Origin of the sequence: Halorhodospira abdelmalekii (genome assembly GCF_016583625.1) — a bacterium.
GTDB lineage: Bacteria > Pseudomonadota > Gammaproteobacteria > Nitrococcales > Halorhodospiraceae > Halorhodospira > Halorhodospira abdelmalekii.
In genome coordinates this window covers 43,008-60,427 of sequence record NZ_NRRN01000009.1, presented here as the reverse complement: position 1 = coordinate 60,427, position 17,420 = coordinate 43,008, and the positions used below count along the sequence as shown (strand labels likewise).

Annotated in this window: 13 protein-coding genes and 1 pseudogene; 5 read left to right on the top strand and 9 right to left on the bottom strand. The window is 65.2% G+C overall.

The genetic code is table 11. The annotated features are described in order from the left end of the window. Positions 1 to 26: 26 nt before the first annotated feature. Positions 27 to 2,315: pseudogene (locus CKO15_RS03440) on the bottom strand (putative monovalent cation/H+ antiporter subunit A); the annotation flags it as partial. A gap of 281 nt (positions 2,316 to 2,596) precedes the next feature. On the opposite strand from CKO15_RS03440, the gene CKO15_RS14490 reads away from it, so the two are divergent. Both CKO15_RS14490 and CKO15_RS03430 read left to right on the top strand, forming a co-directional pair. Next, entirely contained in the window at positions 2,597 to 4,141 is a 1,545-nt protein-coding gene (locus CKO15_RS14490; RefSeq protein WP_200192529.1) for a DUF1631 family protein, read from the top strand. A 45-nt stretch (positions 4,142 to 4,186) separates the two neighbouring features. Then, complete coding sequence (locus tag CKO15_RS03430; RefSeq protein ID WP_200192528.1) at positions 4,187 to 4,963, top strand: 1-acyl-sn-glycerol-3-phosphate acyltransferase; 777 nt, start codon at positions 4,187 to 4,189, stop codon at positions 4,961 to 4,963. Here CKO15_RS03430 and CKO15_RS03425 read toward each other — a convergent pair. Then, on the bottom strand, positions 4,952 to 5,440 hold the full coding sequence (locus tag CKO15_RS03425) for a DciA family protein (RefSeq protein WP_242464533.1): 489 nt from the start codon (positions 5,438 to 5,440) through the stop codon (positions 4,952 to 4,954). The two genes, CKO15_RS03430 and CKO15_RS03425, sit on opposite strands and share 12 nt — an antisense overlap. A gap of 69 nt (positions 5,441 to 5,509) precedes the next feature. Here CKO15_RS03425 and secA point away from each other — a divergent pair, with 69 nt between their 5' ends. Genes secA through CKO15_RS03410 form a run of 3 tightly spaced genes read left to right on the top strand, consistent with a single transcriptional unit; the run spans position 5,510 to position 10,725 of the window. After that, positions 5,510 to 8,446 carry a preprotein translocase subunit SecA gene (gene secA / locus CKO15_RS03420; RefSeq protein WP_200192523.1) on the top strand — a complete coding sequence of 979 codons (2,937 nt, stop codon included), beginning with the start codon at positions 5,510 to 5,512 and terminating at the stop codon, positions 8,444 to 8,446. 1 nt (position 8,447) lies between these two features. Continuing rightward, the gene (argJ, locus tag CKO15_RS03415) at positions 8,448 to 9,656 is read left to right on the top strand and encodes a bifunctional glutamate N-acetyltransferase/amino-acid acetyltransferase ArgJ (RefSeq protein WP_200192521.1); all 1,209 of its coding nucleotides are present in this window, start codon (positions 8,448 to 8,450) and stop codon (positions 9,654 to 9,656) included. After that, positions 9,637 to 10,725, top strand: a complete 1,089-nt coding sequence (locus tag CKO15_RS03410) for a Nudix family hydrolase (protein WP_200192519.1) — start codon at positions 9,637 to 9,639, stop codon at positions 10,723 to 10,725. The genes argJ and CKO15_RS03410 overlap by 20 nt, the downstream gene beginning before the upstream one ends. A 23-nt stretch (positions 10,726 to 10,748) precedes the next feature. On the opposite strand, the gene zapD is transcribed toward CKO15_RS03410, so the two are convergent. The 7 genes from zapD to CKO15_RS03375 all read right to left on the bottom strand — a co-directional run bounded on the left by zapD (position 10,749) and on the right by CKO15_RS03375 (position 17,404). After that, positions 10,749 to 11,537, bottom strand: coding sequence for a cell division protein ZapD (gene zapD, locus CKO15_RS03405; RefSeq protein ID WP_200192517.1), 789 nt, complete (start codon positions 11,535 to 11,537; stop codon positions 10,749 to 10,751). Positions 11,538 to 11,615: 78 nt separating this feature from the next. Then, on the bottom strand, positions 11,616 to 12,281 hold the full coding sequence (gene coaE / locus CKO15_RS03400) for a dephospho-CoA kinase (RefSeq protein ID WP_242464525.1): 666 nt from the start codon (positions 12,279 to 12,281) through the stop codon (positions 11,616 to 11,618). 28 nt (positions 12,282 to 12,309) lie between these two features. Next, entirely contained in the window at positions 12,310 to 13,173 is an 864-nt protein-coding gene (locus CKO15_RS03395) for a prepilin peptidase (protein ID WP_200192515.1), read from the bottom strand. A 193-nt stretch (positions 13,174 to 13,366) separates the two neighbouring features. Further along, positions 13,367 to 14,575 carry a type II secretion system F family protein gene (locus CKO15_RS03390; RefSeq protein ID WP_200192514.1) on the bottom strand — a complete coding sequence of 403 codons (1,209 nt, stop codon included), beginning with the start codon at positions 14,573 to 14,575 and terminating at the stop codon, positions 13,367 to 13,369. Beyond that, on the bottom strand, positions 14,572 to 15,684 hold the full coding sequence (locus tag CKO15_RS03385) for a GspE/PulE family protein (protein ID WP_200192512.1): 1,113 nt from the start codon (positions 15,682 to 15,684) through the stop codon (positions 14,572 to 14,574). Before CKO15_RS03385 ends, CKO15_RS03390 begins: the two co-directional genes overlap by 4 nt. A gap of 185 nt (positions 15,685 to 15,869) precedes the next feature. Further along, the gene (locus CKO15_RS03380; protein WP_200192510.1) at positions 15,870 to 16,556 is read right to left on the bottom strand and encodes a rhomboid family intramembrane serine protease; all 687 of its coding nucleotides are present in this window, start codon (positions 16,554 to 16,556) and stop codon (positions 15,870 to 15,872) included. 122 nt (positions 16,557 to 16,678) lie between these two features. Continuing rightward, entirely contained in the window at positions 16,679 to 17,404 is a 726-nt protein-coding gene (locus CKO15_RS03375) for an OmpA/MotB family protein (protein WP_200192508.1), read from the bottom strand. Positions 17,405 to 17,420: the final 16 nt, after the last annotated feature.

Here is a 17,420-nt window from a genome sequence, read left to right as displayed (position 1 = left end):
GTCAGCCGACGGTGGCGGTCTTGGCTCTCGCCGGTGAGCGTGTACTTGAGCATGGCGAAGACGCCGATGGCCGCCAGGGCGACTACGAAGATCTCGCCCAAGGTATCGAGCGCCCGGTAGTCGACGAGGATGACGTTGACGACGTTGTGGCCGTGGGCCAGCGGGACGCTCTGCTCAAGGTGGTAGGCCGAGATCGGATCGGCAAACTGGTAATTGATCGTCGTCATGACCAGTGCGGTGACCGTCACCCCGAGCAGCGCGGCAACGATCCCATCACGGATGCGTTGATTGCGCGTCGAGAAGCTGACAAAGCCGGGCAGGCGGAAGAGCACCAGCACCAGCAGGATCACCGTTAAGGTCTCGACGAGGATCTGTGTCGTGCCCAGATCGGGGGCGCTGAAGAGGATAAAGAGCAGGGCGATGGCGAAGCCGACCACCCCGATGGCAGCCACCGCAGCCAGCCGCGATGCGGTGCGGCAGGCGAAGATCGCAGCGGCGACCAGCACCCCGGCGACGATCCACTCATAGAAGCGGACATCGAGCCCGGCGGCCAGCGAGCCGTCGAAGCGGGTGATCAAGGTGTAGCCTACCAAGACCACAAAGGTCAGCACCGTCGTCGTGATGTAGTGACGCAAGTAGCCGTTTTGCAGCAGTCGTGTCTGCCAATCGGCACACCACATCATCCCCTGCATCAGGCGCTCGTAACCGGCCTCGGGGCCGCGGGCGTAGAGGGCGTCGGCGCGTCCCATCCAGCCGCGCACCCGCTCCCAGTTGTGATAGAGCAGGGCACCGGCAGCCAATGCAAAGAGCGAGAGCAGCAACGGCAGGTTGATACCGTGCCAGAGTGCCAGATTGGCGCTGATCGGCTCACCGGCCAGCGACGATGCGGTCGCCGAGATCAGCAGCGCATCGGGCACCCCGGGGGCCAAGCCGCAGAGCAGGCCCAAGACCCCGAGAACCGCCGGCCCGGCGAGCATGCCGTAGGGCGGATCGTGCGGCTGCTTCGGCGTCTCAATGCGCTCGCCGTAGAAGGGGCGCACAGCGACGATTGCGGCCGCTGCCACTACCAAGACCGCCGCGACTGTTGCCATCACCGTCAGCAGGAGGGCGAAGGAGGGGGCGCCGACGGCCGCCTCTAGCATGTACTCCTTGCCGATAAAGCCGAAGAGCGGCGGCACCCCGGCCAGCGAGAGCGCCGCGAGTGCCGCAAGCAGGGCGGTGATCGGCATCGCCTGCACCAGCCCGCGCATCTTCAGCACATCCTTGGTGCCGGTCTCGTGATCGAGAATCCCGGCGACCAAGAAGAGCGCGCCCTTATAGAGCGAGTGGGCGAGTAAGAAGGCGCCGAAGGCGATCATTGCCTTCTCGGTGCCGATGCCGGCGAGCATGGTCAGGGTGCCGAGCGCCATCACCGTGGTGTAGGCGAGCACCCGCTTGATCTGCGTGCTGCGCACCGCGAAGTAGGCGCCGGTGACCATGGTGACGGCACCGATCAGCGAGCAGAGCAGGATCCACGCCTCGGTCGCCCCGATCGCTGGATGCATGCGGGCGAGCAGGTAGACGCCCGCTTTGACCATGGTGGCCGAGTGTAGATAGGCGGAGACCGGTGTCGGCGCTGCCATCGCGTTGGGCAGCCAGAAGTGAAACGGCCACTGCGCCGACTTGGTAAAGGCGCCAAGCAAGATCAGCAGCATCAGCGGCAGATACCACTCGTGCTCGCGGATGATATCGCCCTGGGTCAGTAGTTCGGAGATCGTGTAGCTGTCGCCGACGACAGCGAGCATAATAAAGCCGGCGAGCAGCGCCAGGCCACCACCGAAGGTGACGATCAGCCCCTGCAGGGCGCACTTACGGGCGTACTCATTCTCGTGGTCGTAACCGATCAGCATGTAGGAGGTGATGCTGGTCAGCTCCCAGAAGATAAAGAGCGCGATCAGGTTATCGGAGAGCACCAGCCCGAGCATCGAGGCCATAAAGGCCAAGATGTGGACGTAAAAGCGCGGCTGCCGCTCATCGCCGGCGAGATAGTCGCTGGCGTAGATGAGGATGAAGGTGCCGATGCCGCTGATCAGCAGGGCAAAGAGCAGGGCTAAGCCGTCGACGTAGAAGGAGAGGTCGAGGCCGAGACCAGGCGCCCAGGTATAGTGGAAGTGCGCCACCTCGCCCGCTGCGATCTGCGGTAAGAAGGTCGCGAAGTAGAGTGTCAGCGCCGCCGGTAACAGCGCGTAGAACCAGCCGGCGCGGACCCCTAAACGGGGATGGAGCCACGGCACCAAGGCGGCGAGGATGAATCCGGATAGAACCGCTAGTAACATGCGAGGCCGATCTCCTGATGACGGTCTCGTCGGGCGGACCAGGCGGACAATGGCGCGGCAAGATACCCGATCTGGGTGCGAATAGCAAGATCACGCGGGACTTATAGCGGAATTCCGGTGCTCTGTCGCCCGGCGATGACAGACGCGCTGAGGACGGGCGGGCGCTTTGACGGGCGCTTTGAGTTGGGTACGGTCAGTGCCGCGCAACGAGCGCCGGGCAACGATAGACGAGCCATAGGTGAACGACGGATGAGCGATAGAGTGAGCCACGGAGAGGGGGGGTGCGTGTGACCGAAGAGGGTGCAGAGGGTGGCCGCGATGGGACCACAGCAGCACACAGCAACGTGGTCTTCATGCGCCGCGGCGGGGACGGGCGTGGGTACGCAGTTCCGTACCGGCTTGAGCAGTTGCGCTGGCACTTAGAGAGGGTCTTGGTCGGGGTGCTGCGCGACGCCCTTGGGGCCGCTCAGGAGGCGTTGGCAAGGCGTTGCGAGGACAACCATACCGAGAGCGATGCATCGAGCCGTGTCGCGGTGGCGACAGAGGACGGCGTTGCCGCCTACTGTGAGGGCGAGCGGCGGGTGCGGCTGCACCGCCACGACATGGAGGAGGTGCTGCGCGCCGGTCTGGAGTTTCGTTTCAAGGCGCTGCTCGAGCCCGGCACTCCGCAGCCGCCGCCACAGGCGCTGAGCGATCCGGCCGAAGTGCAGCTGGTAGAGCGCGTCTGCGGATCGGCCCCGGAGGCCGCCGACCGGGTCGCCGCAGCGCTCAATCGAGCGCTGCCGAAACGCCCGCTCAGCACTTGGCAAAGCCCGCTGACTCCGGAGTGTCTTGTCGATCTCTTCTTGCGCGCGGTAGCGCTGGCGCGCCTTGAACCGACAGCGCGTGCAGTGGTTTTGCCGCTGCTCGGCGAGCACATGGCCGCGCGCCTACCGCGACTCTACGCGATCGTCGAGCAGCTGCTGACGGTCTCTGCCGCTGCCACCCCGCACGAGCTGCCCGCGGGCTCCGCACCCTCGGGGAGGGCGGCCGGAGCCGCGAGCGATCCGGTCGCCCGGGCAGCACAGAGCCATCAGCGCGTCGAACAGGGACGAGCGCGGGTGCAGCGCGAGATCGAACGCTGTTTGCAAGGGGTGGAGTTGCCAGAGGTCGTCGTGCGCTTGCTCCGTGAGCCGTGGGCGCGTCTGTTGTTGTGGGCTTACATCAGCGATGGGCCGGAGTCGGAGCTGTGGGTTCACCACTGCGCCGTTATGGAACGGTTGGTATGGAGCTTTCGGGTTGCCGCTGAAGGCGGGCGGGCGCGACAGCGCTTGGCGCTGGAGATCCCGGTGCTCCTCCATGAGCTGACTGATGGTCTGCACGGGGTGTTGCACGACCCCTTTGAGTTGGCCGATTTGCTGCGCACGCTTGAGGAGGAGTACGTTCGCTGCCTGACTGCGAACGACCCGTTGCTGGTGTCGGTTAGCGCCGCTGCGAACGACTCCATAGAGGCTAAGCAGTCGTCGAGCACGACCGGTCGTGCGGTGACTTCGCAGACACTGGAACGCCTACCCGAGGGGACGTGGTTGGAGCTTAGCAGTGCCAGCGGAGAGCCGCTGCGCTTGCGTTTGGCCGGACGCAGCGAAGAGGGTGGGCTGGTGTTCAGCAATCGCGCGGGGTTTAAGGTGCTGGAACGCTCACCGCAGCAATTGGCAGCAGCGGTGGCGAGCGGCGAGGCGAAGCTGCTTAACGACGCTCAGCTCTTCAGTGACGGTCTATCGCAGGTGATGCGCTCGCTGGTCGAACGGCGCATCGGTCACGGTGATGAGCTGGCATCCGACGATTAGAATGCCGATGGGAGTGCGATGGGTTCAACTAAGGGGAGGGCGAGCGTGCGCAGTCTCGTTGCAGCTCCAGTATTTACGCTCTTGCTGTTGCATGTAGTGGTGGGGTTTTTCTGGATCGGTGGTGCGGCACTCCGCTCGCCGCGACGCGGGCGTGTCGCTGCGGCCCGCTGGAGTCGGGCGCTGCTGCGCTTACTGGGCGTGCGTTGGCGCGTTGAGGGAGCGCCGTGCCGAGGCGCGCTGCTGGTGGCCAACCACCTCTCTTGGCTCGATATCGTGGTGCTGAAGGCGACCGTGGCTGGAAGCTTTTTGAGTAAGGCCGAGTTGCGTCGCTGGCCGTTGGTAGGACCGGTGGCTCAGCGCCTCGGAACCCTCTTTATCGGTCGCGGGCAGAGCGGTGCGGCAGAGCGTGCGACCGTAGAGATGGCGCAGCGATTGCGGGAGGGCGATGCGGTGATCTTCTTCCCGGAGGGGGCGATCACCCAGCAGCTCGGGTTGATGCCCTTTCGTCCGCGGCTCTTTCGCGCTGCCGTCGATGCGCAGACGCAGGTTCAGCCGGTCGCGCTCTGCTACGGCAGTGAGGCGGGCGATCTGGGCGATTCGGGCGATCTAGGCGCTTTGATCCCGGAGCGCACCTTATTGGGCAGTGTGTGGTGGGTCGCTGGGCGGCGTGGTGTGCACATTGCGGTCCGTTTCCTCGAACCGTTGGCGGTGGAGGGGCGCTCACGCCGTGAGTTGGCCGATGAGGCGCGTGGCGCGATCGCGGCGGCGACCGGCTTGCCGGCGCTCGGCACCATCCCGCCGATCCGCGGCTCAGTGCCCTGAGTCGGTGAGCCGGCGCCGCGAGGCGAGCCGCGCGAGGGCTTCGCGCAGGCGCGGATCGTCGGTTGTCGCCGCGGCGCTGCGCAGCACCGCACTGGCTCGGTCACTGAGCGGTCCTGGCGGTTGTAGGCGACTGCGCTGCGCAGGGTTCGGGGCGATGCGGATGGAGACCCGCTGCGGACGGGTGCCGCCGATCTTCTCGGCAGCCTCCTGCAGGGTGCGCGAAAGGTAGCGCAGGCGCATTGCCCAGGCGCTGCTGCTCGCTACCAGCACCATCTCGTCGGCATCGAGCCGCGCTAAGTGCCACTCGCCGCGCAGTTCCTCGGGCAGCCACGGTTGCAGACGGCGGCGCAACTGTTCGAGGACGCGCGTGTGATCGATCAGCGCCTTGAGCGGGCCGGGGTGAACGGCCAGGTGCGGTGCGAGCCGGCGCAGGCGGCCCTCTCTTTGCGCGTCGTGATTCCTGCCGCGGTGGACCATTACCACTTACTCGCTATTCCCTGTATCCTGTTGCGATCGAAAACCGCCGAGTGATTGTGACGACGACCTATGCTACAGACGATTATCAAGGGCTTGTTCGGATCTCGCAACGAACGTGCGCTCAAACGGCTGCGTAAGCGTGTCGAGAAGATTAACGCCTGGGAGTCGCAACTGGCCGCACTGAGTGATGAGCAGCTGCGCGCGAAGACCCCCGCCTTCAAAGAGCGCCTCGCCGCCGGTGAGCGCCTCGACGATCTGCTTGAGGAGGCCTTCGCTGTGGTCCGCGAGGCCTCGAAGCGGACGCTGGGGCTGCGCCACTTCGATGTGCAGCTGCTCGGCGGGATGGTGCTCCATCAGGGCAACATCTCCGAGATGAAGACCGGCGAGGGTAAGACGCTGGTTGCTACGCTGCCGGTCTACCTCAACGCCTTAACGGGGCGCAGCGTGCACGTCGTGACCGTCAACGACTATCTAGCACGGCGTGACGCCGAGTGGATGGGCAAGCTCTACCGTGCCCTCGGCATGGAGGTCGGGGTGGTCGTCTCGCGGCAGCCGCGCGAGGAGAAGGTCGCTGCCTATCAGGCCGATATCACCTACGGCACCAACAACGAGTTCGGCTTCGACTATCTGCGCGACAACATGGCCTTCCGCCAAGAGGACAAGGTCCAGCGGGGCCTCTACTATGCGCTGATCGACGAGGTCGACTCGATCTTGATCGACGAGGCGCGGACGCCGCTGATCATCTCCGGTCCCGCCGAGCAGCCTGGTGAGCTCTACGAGGCGATGACCCGCATCGTGCCGCGACTTGAGCGCCAGCAGGAGGAAGAGGGGCCGGGCGACTACCATCTCGATGAGAAGGCCCGCCAAGTCTATCTGACCGAGTCCGGGCACGATCGGGCCGAGGAGTTGCTGCGCGAGGAGGGGCTGCTGGCCGTCGAAGAGTCGCTCTACGACGCTCGCAACATCAACCTCGTCCACCATCTGACTGCAGCGCTGCGCGCCCACGCGATCTACCAGAAGAACGTCCACTACCTGGTGCGTGATAACGAGATCGTCATCGTCGATGAGTTCACCGGACGGGCCATGCCGGGGCGGCGCTGGTCGGATGGCCTGCATCAGGCGGTCGAGGCCAAAGAGGGGGTGACGGTCCAGCCCGAGAACCAGACCCTCGCCTCGATCACCTTCCAGAACTACTTCCGGCTCTACGAAAAGCTCGCCGGCATGACCGGCACTGCCGATACCGAGGCGTTCGAGTTCCACCACATCTACGGGCTCGAGGTCTTCGCCATCCCGACCCACAACCCGATGGTGCGCCAAGATCTCAACGATCTGGTCTACCGCACCACCGAGGAGAAGTTCGAGGCCATCATCGCCGACGTGAAGGATTGCGTAGAGCGGCAGCAGCCGGTCCTCGTCGGCACCGCCTCCATTGAAGCCTCGGAGCGCGTCTCCAACGCCTTGCAGCAAGCGGGGGTGAAGCACAACGTCCTCAACGCCAAGCACAACGAGAGCGAGGCGCAGATCATCGCCGACGCCGGGCGCCCGGGGACGGTGACCATTGCGACCAACATGGCTGGGCGCGGGACCGATATCGTCCTCGGCGGCAATCTCGATGCTGAGCTTGCCGAACTCGGCGAGAGTCAGGACCCGCAGGAGATCGAGCGGCGCAAACAGGCGTGGCAGCAGCGCCACGATGCGGTCGTGGCGGCCGGCGGCTTGCACGTCATCGGCACCGAACGGCACGAGTCGCGGCGGATCGACAATCAGCTGCGCGGCCGTTCCGGGCGTCAAGGCGATCCGGGTTCGACGCGCTTCTATCTCGCCCTCGAAGATCCGCTGCTGCGTATCTTCGCCTCTGAGCGGATGTCGGCGATGATGCAGCGACTCGGCATGGAGCACGGTGAGGCGATCGAATCGCGCATGGTCTCGCGCGTCATCGAAAACGCCCAGCGCAAGGTCGAGGCGCACAACTTCGATATGCGCAAACACCTGCTCGAGTTCGATGACGTTGCCAACGATCAGCGTAAGGTCGTCTACGAGCAGCGCAACGAACTGCTCGAATCAGACGATGTGGCCGATATCTGCGAGAGCATCCGCGAGGACATCATCGATCAGGTGATTTCGGAGTACATTCCGCCCGGTTCGATCGATGAGCAGTGGAACGTTCCAGGTTTGGAAAAGGCCCTAGCCGAGGAGTTCGGGCAGCCATTGCCACTGCAGAAGTGGCTCGATGAGGATGAGAGCCTGCACGAAGAGACGCTGCGTCAGCGCATCCACGCCGAGATCGAGAAGAGCTACCGGGCTAAGGAGGAGCAGGCAGGGGCTGAGGTCGTGCGCCGTTTCGAAAAGGCGGTGATGTTGCAGGCGCTCGACAAGCACTGGAAGGAGCACCTTGCGGCCATGGACTATCTGCGCCAAGGGGTGAGTCTGCGTGGCTACGCCCAGCGCAATCCAAAGCAGGAGTTCAAGAAAGACGCCTTTACGATGTTCCAGAAGATGCTCGAAGGCCTCAAGCGTGAAGCGGTTGCGGTTCTGCTGCGGATGCAGGTGCGCGCCGAGGAGGATGTCGAGGCGCTGAATGAGGAGCGCCGGCGTGAGGCAGAGCGCCTTGAGCAACTGCGTCAGGGGATAGCGGCGGCCGCAAGCAGCAGCGCCTCGATGAGCCTCGGTGTCGGCCTCCAGGGCGGTGCGGCCGCCCCGGGGGGGAGCGAGGGTGAGCGGTCCGCTACGGGGTTGGGCGAGCGCGAGCAGACGCGGAGCAGCGGCGGTGCGCCGGAGAGAGGTGCCCAGCAGCAGGCGGGTCCGGTGGGTGGCAAGGCGCCGCGCGCTGGGGGCGCGGCGGGGGGGCGCCCCACTCAGCCCGGTTCGGGGCGTAGCGCTGCCGGCGATGAGCGCAGTGCGCGGGGCGGTGATCCCGTCACTCGCCAAGGCCCGAAGGTGGGGCGCAATCAACCGTGCCCCTGCGGCTCCGGGAAGAAGTATAAGCACTGCTGTGGCAAGCTCTGAGATGGCGTACCCGGCTTCTGACAGCGCACCGCGAGTGGTTTCTGGTTGTCGGTTGGGGACGGTGTGCGCGGGGATTCGCCGTCCCGATCGACGCGATCTGGTCGTCATGGAGCTCGCTCCAGGCAGCCAGGCCGCGGCCCTCTTTACCCGCAATCGCTTCCGGGCTGCCCCGGTGCGCCTGGCCGAGCACCACTTGGCCATCCAGTCGCCGCGTTATCTGCTGATCAATACCGGCTACGCCAACGCCGGTACGGGGGCGGCCGGCGAGCAAGCGGCTGTCGCTTGCTGTGAGGCGTTGGCGGCGCACTGCGGCTGCCCGAATACGGCGGTGCTCCCCTTCTCCACCGGGATCATCGGTGAGCCGTTGCCGGTCGAGACGATCTGCCAGGCGTTGCCGGCCGCCGTCGCCGATCTGCGCCCCGACGGCTGGCTTGCCGCGGCGGAGGGGATTCAGACGACCGACACCCGCTCGAAGCTCTCCAGTCTGCATTTCGAGCTCAGCGGCGGCCCCTGCACGGTGACCGGGATGGCCAAGGGGGCGGGGATGATTCGCCCCAATATGGCGACCATGCTCGCCTTCCTGGCGACCGATGCGCAGCTGCCCGCCGAACTGCTCAAGTCGGCTCTGCAACGGGCGGTGGCTCGCTCCTTTAATCGGGTTACGGTCGATGGCGATACCTCAACGAACGACGCCTGTCTTCTTGCGGCGACCGGGCAGGGGCCGCAGATCACTGGCGAAGGGACCGATTACGAGCGCTTTCAGGCCGCTCTTGAGGCCGTGGCCATCGACCTGGCACGAGCGATCGCTGCTGATGGCGAGGGGGCGACCCGCTTAGTCGATGTCGAAGTCACCGGGGCGCGTTCGACCGCCGAGGCGGAACGGGTCGCCTTTACGGTGGCCGAGTCGCCGCTGGTTAAGACCGCGTTGGCGGCGGCTGATCCGAACTGGGGGCGGGTCTTGGCGGCGATTGGACGGGCCGGAGTCGACGACCTTGAGATCGACCGGGTGGCGCTGCACTTTGGCGATCAGCCGATTGCGGTAGCCGGATGTCGCAGCCCGGAGTACGACGAGGCGGCGGCGGCGGCGGCACTCGCTGGTGCGCAGGTGCGTATTGCCATCGATTTGGGGCGCGGAACGGCACAGGCGACGGTATGGACCTGTGACATGACCGCTGAGTATGTGCGGATCAATGCCGAATACCGAACCTGAGGAGAGAGTCCCTGGCGGAGCGGCTGTTCCTGCTGATCCTGCCGGGCCGGGTCGATCTGCTGACAGCGGCTTAAACACTGACGCTGGAGTTGCCGAGCACCCGGTCGAACCGCTCTCCATAGCCGTCGGCGTGCTGCGCGACGGCTGCGGCCGGGTGTTAGCGCAGCGGCGCCCGCAGTCGCAGCGCCACGCCGGCTTATGGGAGTTTCCTGGCGGTAAGGTCGAGCCGGGCGAGGGGGTCACGGCGGCATTGCAGCGAGAGTTGCAAGAGGAGCTGGCTGTTGCCGCCATTCCCGGTGCCCCTTTGATCGAGGTTCCGTGGGACTACGGCGACGGGCCGTTGCGGCTCTATGTCCTTGATGTGCGCCGCTGGCGCGGTGAGCCATCGCCTCAGGAGGGGCAAGAGCTGGATTGGATCGCTCCGGAGCGCTTCGGTGACTACCCGTGGCTGGTGGCCAATCGGCCGATTCTGCGGGCGTTGCAGTTGCCGGACTGCCAGCTGATTACCCCGCAGCAGCCGGCACGGCCGCAGGCTTGGCTAGAGGTGGTGACGCAGGCGTTGGCCGCCGGAGTCCGGCTGGTACAGATGCGCCGCCACGACTTGAGCGATCCAGCCTTTGCACGGCTTGCAACGGCGCTCCTGGAGCGCTGTCGGGCTTACGGGGCGCGGCTGCTGTTGAATCGCGATGTCGAGATGGTCGAGCGCGTAGGCGCCGATGGACTGCATCTTACAGCAGCGCAGTTGGCACAAATGCACACTCGTCCGCCTGGGGTCGAGTGGCTTGGCGCTTCTTGTCACGGCGCCAGCGAGCTGGCGCAAGCCGCGGCGCTGGGAGTCGATTTCGCCTTGCTCTCGCCGGTCTCGTGGACGCCCTCTCACCCTGAGCGTCAGCCGCTAGGGTGGCGGCGTTTTGCGGAATTGGTGGCGACGGTACCGCTGCCTGTCTACGCCCTAGGTGGTTTGACGCGAGCCGATCGCTTTACCGCGCGGGCACACGGTGGTCAGGGTGTCGCGGCTATTCGCGGCCTGTTGGCGGACGACGCGGCCGCGTCACCCCCTCCCTCTTAGCCGCCCCCTTCTCGCTCCCTTTTCTAGAGGGTGCAGCAGGCCAGCTCGAAGGGCAGATCCTCGGCGATTGGCTGCGGTCGGCTCGTGGTGTCGGGCTGGCTCAAGAAGCGAATCGTCAGGAAGTAGCGGTTACCGCTGATTTCGGGGATTACGGGGCGGTCGGCGGCGGTGCGCAGGCGCAGTAGTTGAATGGCCGGGTCGGTGCTGGAGGTGCGCCGCTGCCAGGAGCCCTGTTCCGCGACTTGCTCGGTGAAGGGGGCCGATTGGCGCTGCATCCGCAAGGCGAAGAGTACAGCCGCGCGCAGATCGGAGAAGCTTTCGTACCAGCGTTGCATGTCGGTTAGGCGCTCCTCGTAGGGGCGGGAGAGCCAGCGGTGGTAGCTCGGCAAGTCGAAGCCGCAGGTGCTGGCACCGATACCGAAACGCTGGGCGATCAGGATAAGCAGCTCATCCTCGCGCATCGTCTCACCGAGTGCAGCACCCGGTTCGCCGACGCGCCGCAGCAGCGCACGACACTGCTCGGTCTCCTCCTGAGGAGGCGCCGAAGGGCGGGGGCCACCGCTCTCATGCCGGCGTGCCAGGCTGCCGCTTAGGCGATCGAGCTCCTTGATGACTTCGGAGCGAACCTCTCCTCGATCCAGTAATTGTAAGGTGTGGATGAAGGCCTCTACAGCGGTGCGGCTGTCGATGGCGGCTGGCCGTTGCATCGCCGTAGCAGCAGTCTTGATCAGGAACTCCAAGCGCAATAGGGTGCGCAGCCGCTCGTTGAGCGGATGTTCGTAAGTCACCCGATCTTCGTCTTGTTCGTCCATTTCTCTATCCTTCATCGCGCCTTCATCGCGCCTTCATCGCGCCTTCATCGCGCAGTGCCACGCTGGCTCCGGGGCGACCTAGAGGGCCGTACAATCGCGTCGTTTACGCTGTGCCCGGTTTAGCAAGTCGCAGTGCAGACGCAGTACCCTTTGCGCCAGCGCGGCAGGCGGGCCGTGGTTGTCGATTAGACAATCGGCCCTGGCACTGCGCACCGATCGCTTGAGCTGACTGGCGATGCGGGCGCGCGCCTGCTCCTTAGAGAGGCCGTCTCGGGCGATGATGCGCTGTTCTTGCTCCTCTTCGGCTAAGTCGATGGCGACCACCCACTCCATTAAACGATCCATCCCACTCTCGAACAGCAGCGGTACGACGACGACCGTATAGGGGGCGTCGATACGCGCCAGTCGCTGAAGCACCCGCTCCTCAACCCGCGGATGCACGATAGCCTCCAGCTTACGCCGTGCTTCGAAATCGTTAAAGACCAGCGCGCCCAGGGCGGCGCGATCGAGCTGGCCATCCGCCTGCAGCAGCGAGTTGCCGAAGGTGGCGCAGATCGCTTGGAGGGTCGGGCTGCCCGGTTGTACCAGGGCACGAGCCAAGTGATCGGTATCGATCACCGGTGCGCCGTAGCGGCTTAAATAGTCCGCCACGGTCGACTTGCCGCTGGCAATGCCACCGGTCAGGCCGACACGCAGGGTGTTGCCGAGGGCGTCGAATGGGGGAGTGCGAGTCAACGAGGGCAAGCGACTTCGTCTCCAGAGCTGTCGGCTGTTAGAAGTAAGTGATCTGTTCGCCCCACACGAGCAATATCCAGCCTGCTACGGCCAGCAGCGGGCCGAAAGGCAGGGCACGGCTGAGTGGGCGGTTGCGCAGCGCCAGGGCCAAGGCGCCGACTAGGCCGCCGACGGCGGCGAGCAAGACCAGCAGCGGCAGTGCCTGCCAGCCGAGCCAAGCGCCGAGGGCAGCAGTGAGCTTAAAGTCGCCGTAGCCCATGCCTTCGCGTCCGGTTAGGGCGCGGTGACCGTGGTAGATCAGCCACAGGCTCAGATAGCCGGCGGCAGCACCGTAGAGGGCCTGTTCGGGGGAGACGGAGCTGAGTGCGCTGGTGCTCCAGAGCAGCCCAGCCCACAGCAGCGGCAGGGTCAGGGCGTCGGGAAGCAGATAGTGCTCGTAGTCGATGGCGGCGGCGGCGATCAGGGTCCAGGTGACCACGATCATCACCAGCGCTGTTACCGTCGGCCCCAAGGTCGCAGCGACGGTCGCAGCGGCGATAGCGCTGATTAACTCGAGCAGCGGATAGCGCACCGAGATCCGTGCAGCGCAGCTGTGACAGCGTCCCCTAAGCATTAAGTAGCTGATCAGAGGGATATTCTCCCAAATGCGCAGCCGGTGTTGGCAGTGCGGGCAGTGGGAAGGCGGCCAGTGGAGGTGGTATCGGGTCGCTGCTTCGGCGGATTGCTCATCGGGTTCTGTCCCCGGGTGATCGAGAATCTGCTGCGCCTCAAGCAGCCAGCGCCGCTGTAGGACGGTCGGTAGGCGGTGGGCAACGACATTCAGGAAGCTGCCGACAATCAGCCCGAAGAGTGCAACAAGGCCGATCCACAGCCAGGAGGGGAGAAGTGCGAGTGAGTCCATCAGAGGGGCTGCCTGTTCACTTGTGTCCCAGAGAGTGTGTGTACGCTATTGACGCGCTTGAAGCTTGCTCGTAAAGCGCATCGAAGTGCGTGACCGCAGTGCGTGCCGGTGACGCCGCCGGGTGACGCTGCCGTGACGTCGACTATCGGGCGGCCATGGCCGCCTATCAGGCTGCCATTGTAAGCCGATCGCCCTAGAGTGTCGCGCCAAGCTGAAAGACGGGCAGATAGAGGGCCACGACGATTAAGGCAGTGAGCCCTCCTACCAACACGATCAAGGTGGGTTCGATCAGGGCGCTTAAACGGTCGAGACGTTCTGTAAGGCGCTCGTGGTGGTAGCGGGCAGCGTGGGCCAGCATCTCATCGAGCCGCCCTGCCTCTTCGCCGACGGCGATCAATTGCGCGGTGGTACGAGCGGTCGGCAACAACGCGTGGAAGGCGGCGGCAAAGCGTTCGCCGTTATGCAGCCGCTTGGTCAGCTGCGCCAGTTTGTTACTGCTGTGGTGCGATCCGGTCGCGTTGTTGGCAAGCGGTAAGGCCTCAAGCAGTGGAATCCCGGCACTGAGTAGACGCGCGAGGGTGCCGCTCCACCGGCTCAGTGCGGCATCGAAGAGCAGAGTGCCGATACCGGGTAGGTGGCTAGCGGCCCGCGACCAGACCACGCTACAGGCGCGGCGGCGTCCCGGCGAAAGGCGACGGTAGCACCACGGCAGGATGGCTAGAAACGAGGCAAGAGCGCACCACAGGGGCAAAGTGGTGGCTAAGAGCTCGGCGGTGGCCATCACTAGACGGGTGGGTCCGGGCAATTCGCCCTCGGCGTGGGCGAAGAGGGCAGCAAAGCGGGGAACGATAAAGAGCAACAGCAAGGCGAGCAGGGCCGCCGCTGCGATTACGATTACAGCTGGATAGGCCGCTGCCCGCCGGAGGCGGCGCAGCGTTTCGTCGCTGCGTTCGATCTCCTCGGCGACCGCCCGGAGAGCGGCCACAAAATCTCCTGAACGTTCGCCGGCACTGAGTAGGGCGCGATGGGTAGCGGTCAACTCCGGCAGGGCGTGGGCAAAGGCGTGGCCGAGTGAGCGGCCGTGTTCGACGGCGCGGCGCGCGCGGCGCAGGCCGTCACGCAGCAGACCGTTTGACTCTTGCGAGGCGCTACTACGCAGAGCGCGTTCGAGTGGGGCGCCGGCATCGAGCAGAGTCGCTAAGCGGCGCAGCAGACTGGCTTGAGCGGCACGGCTCGGTGTCGGCGGCGTGCGCCGGGGCGGTCGCAGGGTGCGATGGATCGTGACCGGCTCGATGCCCTGGGCGCGCAGCGCGTACCCGAGCAGTGCGCTTGTCTCGGCGTCACAAACACCGCTTAGGCGGCGCCCGTCCTTGTCGACGCCATGCCACCGTAGCCGCTTCACGAGAGCACTACACTGGTGGCCCGGCGCAGTTCGGCGGACGTGGTGAGCCCTTCGGCAATTAGCCGGTTGCCGGCGCTGGCTAAGTCTTCGTAGCCGAGCGCGGCGGCCTGTTCGGTAATGGCACGAGCCGAGGCCCCGGCGAGAATCGCCTCCTGGATCGGCGCGCAGATGGGTAGGGCTTCGAATAGGCCGCAGCGCCCGGCGAAGCCGTCGTCGCAACACCCCTGGCGGGAGGCTCCGGTCGTTGCCGGCGTCTCTTGGCAAGGACAGCGGCGGCGTACCAGGCGCTGAGCGATGACCAGGCTCAGGCTGGAGGCGAGATCGTGGGGTGGGATGCCCATGCGTGCGAGGCGTTCAATGGCGCCGGCGGCGCTGCGCGTATGCAGCGTTGAGAGGACGAGGTGGCCGGTCTGAGCCGCCTTGACGGCGATGGCGGCGGTCTCGGTATCACGGATCTCGCCGACCATGATGATATCGGGGTCTTGGCGCAGGAAGGCGCGCAGAACGGTGGCAAAGTCGATCTCGGCGCGGCGGTTGACGGCGACCTGAGTGATTCCGGGGATACTCATCTCGACCGGGTCTTCAACCGTGCAGAGGTTGCGTTCGGGGGTGTTTAGGTATTGCAGCGCAGCGTGTAGGGTGGCCGATTTGCCTGAACCGGTGGGTCCGGTGACGAGGATCAGTCCCTCGGGTTGGCGCAGTGCCTCTTCGAAGGTCGCCGCGGCTGCCGGCGAGAGACCGAGCTGAGCAAGCGCGCGTGGTCCGTGCTGTTCGATGAGACGCAACACGAGCTTTTCGCCGTGGCTACTGGGGCAGCTGGCGACGCGGAACTGGGCGGGTGTGCCGTCGCTGAGGCGAAGCTGCAATCGCCCATCTTGTGGTCGCCGCCGTTCGGCGACATCCATGCCGGCGAGCAGTTTGATGCGCGCGCCGACGCGCTCCGCTAGGGTCGGCGGTGGCCCTGCCGCCTCCCGCAGCAGCCCATCGATGCGCAAGCGCAAACGGCAGCGCTCGCTCTCCGGCTGCAGGTGGATATCGGAGGCGCGACGCGCGACCGCGTCGGCAATCATGCGGTCGACGTAGCGGACCGTGGTGCGATCATCGTCCATGACGAGCTTTTCTCCATCCTAGAGAAGGTGCCCCCGCGGATGCGTCCATACAGGGCGTGCCGGCGAGGGTATTGCCGTGGTTTCCAAGCCGGCAACCTAACAGATAGCGGCGCGGAGTGGAAGCGGCGTCTTGCGTCTGCTCCGCGTTGCCGCGCCCGACCGCGTCCGCCGTCCGGTCCTGCTGGCTACCAGTGGAAGCGTTGCCGTCGCGGCTTAATAGGCAGTTTGCCGCGCCAGTACTGGATGGTGAAGAAGCCAACGACCATGCCACCGAGGTGGGCGAAGTGGGCGATGTTGGCCTGCGTACCGTAAATGCCGGCGGCCAGCTCAAAGAGGCCGTAGCCGATCACAAAGTATTTTGCACGAATCGGAATCGGTGGGAACAGCAAGATCAAGCGCTGATTTGGGAACATCATGCCGAAGGCGAGCAGGATGCCAAAGACGCCGCCGGAGGCGCCCACCGTCGGGTAGATATTGCCGTCAGCAGCCGCTTGGGTAGCGACAAACAGTTGCACCAAGCCCGCTCCGATGACACAGATGAAGAAGTAGAGCGCTAAGGTCCGGGATCCCCAGGCGTGCTCCAGCTGCGTGCCGAGCATCCAGATGGCGAAGAGGTTAACAAAGAGGTGAAGCAGCCCGCCGTGCAAAAAGGCGTAAGTCACGATCTGCCAGAGCTGGAACCCGGGCAGCTCTCCTACGCCAAAGGCGGCGAAGGGGGCCGGGGTGTCGTGCAGCGGCCAGAGGCCGAACTGCTCAATGAGCAGGTTCATGAGCTGTGGGCCGCCAAGGATCTGCAAGCTGAAGACGGCGATATTGGCGATCAGCAGAAAGCCGATGACCGGAGGTAATTTCGAAGTGGGCTGCGCGTGCATAATCGACGGCTCGGTCTCGGGTTTGCGAAAGGGCTTACAAGGCGACTATACAACCGCCGGTGCCTGAGCGGGTAGAGTGCTCGTCGGGGAGCGGCGATCAGCGCCCCTGCAGTGATCCGCAGCTAGCGCGTCAGCGGAAGCTCATCGAAATCGTCGCGAGTCGGATCGAAGTGCAGTGTGATCTCGACGCGCCGGTTCTCGGCTCGCCCCTCGGCGGTATCGTTACTGGCGATTGGGCGGATATCGGCGTAGCCGATCGCCCGCATCCGGCGCGGGTCGATCCCTTGTTCGGCTAAGTGGCGCAACACGCTGCTCGCCCGTGCCGTAGACAACTCCCAATTCGATGGGAAGCGGGCGGTTGCAATCGGGATGTTATCGGTGTGTCCCTCAATAGAGATGCGCGCTCCGGTTGCCTCAAAGATGGGGACTAGCTCGTCGATGGCCTCACGCCCTTGCGGCAGCAGATCGGCGGCACCAGTCTGGAAGAGCACCGCATCGTCGAGGCGGAAGGTTAGAGTGTCCTCTTCACCGGCGGCCTGGATGCCGCGCTCCTGCAACTCCACGGGAATCTCAACCTCGGCATCGTCCTGGATGACCGGCCGCCCATCAATGATGCCCGTGTGACGATCAAGGACCCCCTCGCTGCCGTCGAAGAGACCTGGAGTGCGCTGATGTTCGTGCGGGTCGGGGTCGAGGAGCACAAGCAAGATGACGAAGACGATCAGCAGCAGGGTGATGACGTCGAGGTAGACCATCAGCCAGCTGGTATCTTCCTCCTTTTCCGACTCGGGCTGGACGTGGCGGTTGAACCGCTTCGTCCGCCGCTGAGTCGGGTTCTCTTCGCTCATGGCTGTCGTGCCCTTG

What these genes read in the sequence shown, in the direction of transcription:
- CKO15_RS03425 (WP_242464533.1), bottom strand. Translation starts at nt 5,440, where the DNA reads ATGGTCCACCGCGGCAGGAATCACGACGCGCAAAGAGAGGGCCGCCTG.
- secA (WP_200192523.1), top strand. Translation starts at nt 5,510, where the DNA reads ATGCTACAGACGATTATCAAGGGCTTGTTCGGATCTCGCAACGAACGT.
- argJ (WP_200192521.1), top strand. Translation starts at nt 8,448, where the DNA reads ATGGCGTACCCGGCTTCTGACAGCGCACCGCGAGTGGTTTCTGGTTGT.
- CKO15_RS03410 (WP_200192519.1), top strand. Translation starts at nt 9,637, where the DNA reads ATGCCGAATACCGAACCTGAGGAGAGAGTCCCTGGCGGAGCGGCTGTT.
- zapD (WP_200192517.1), bottom strand. Translation starts at nt 11,537, where the DNA reads ATGGACGAACAAGACGAAGATCGGGTGACTTACGAACATCCGCTCAAC.
- CKO15_RS03395 (WP_200192515.1), bottom strand. Translation starts at nt 13,173, where the DNA reads ATGGACTCACTCGCACTTCTCCCCTCCTGGCTGTGGATCGGCCTTGTT.
- CKO15_RS03385 (WP_200192512.1), bottom strand. Translation starts at nt 15,684, where the DNA reads ATGGACGATGATCGCACCACGGTCCGCTACGTCGACCGCATGATTGCC.
- CKO15_RS03380 (WP_200192510.1), bottom strand. Translation starts at nt 16,556, where the DNA reads ATGCACGCGCAGCCCACTTCGAAATTACCTCCGGTCATCGGCTTTCTG.
- CKO15_RS03375 (WP_200192508.1), bottom strand. Translation starts at nt 17,404, where the DNA reads ATGAGCGAAGAGAACCCGACTCAGCGGCGGACGAAGCGGTTCAACCGC.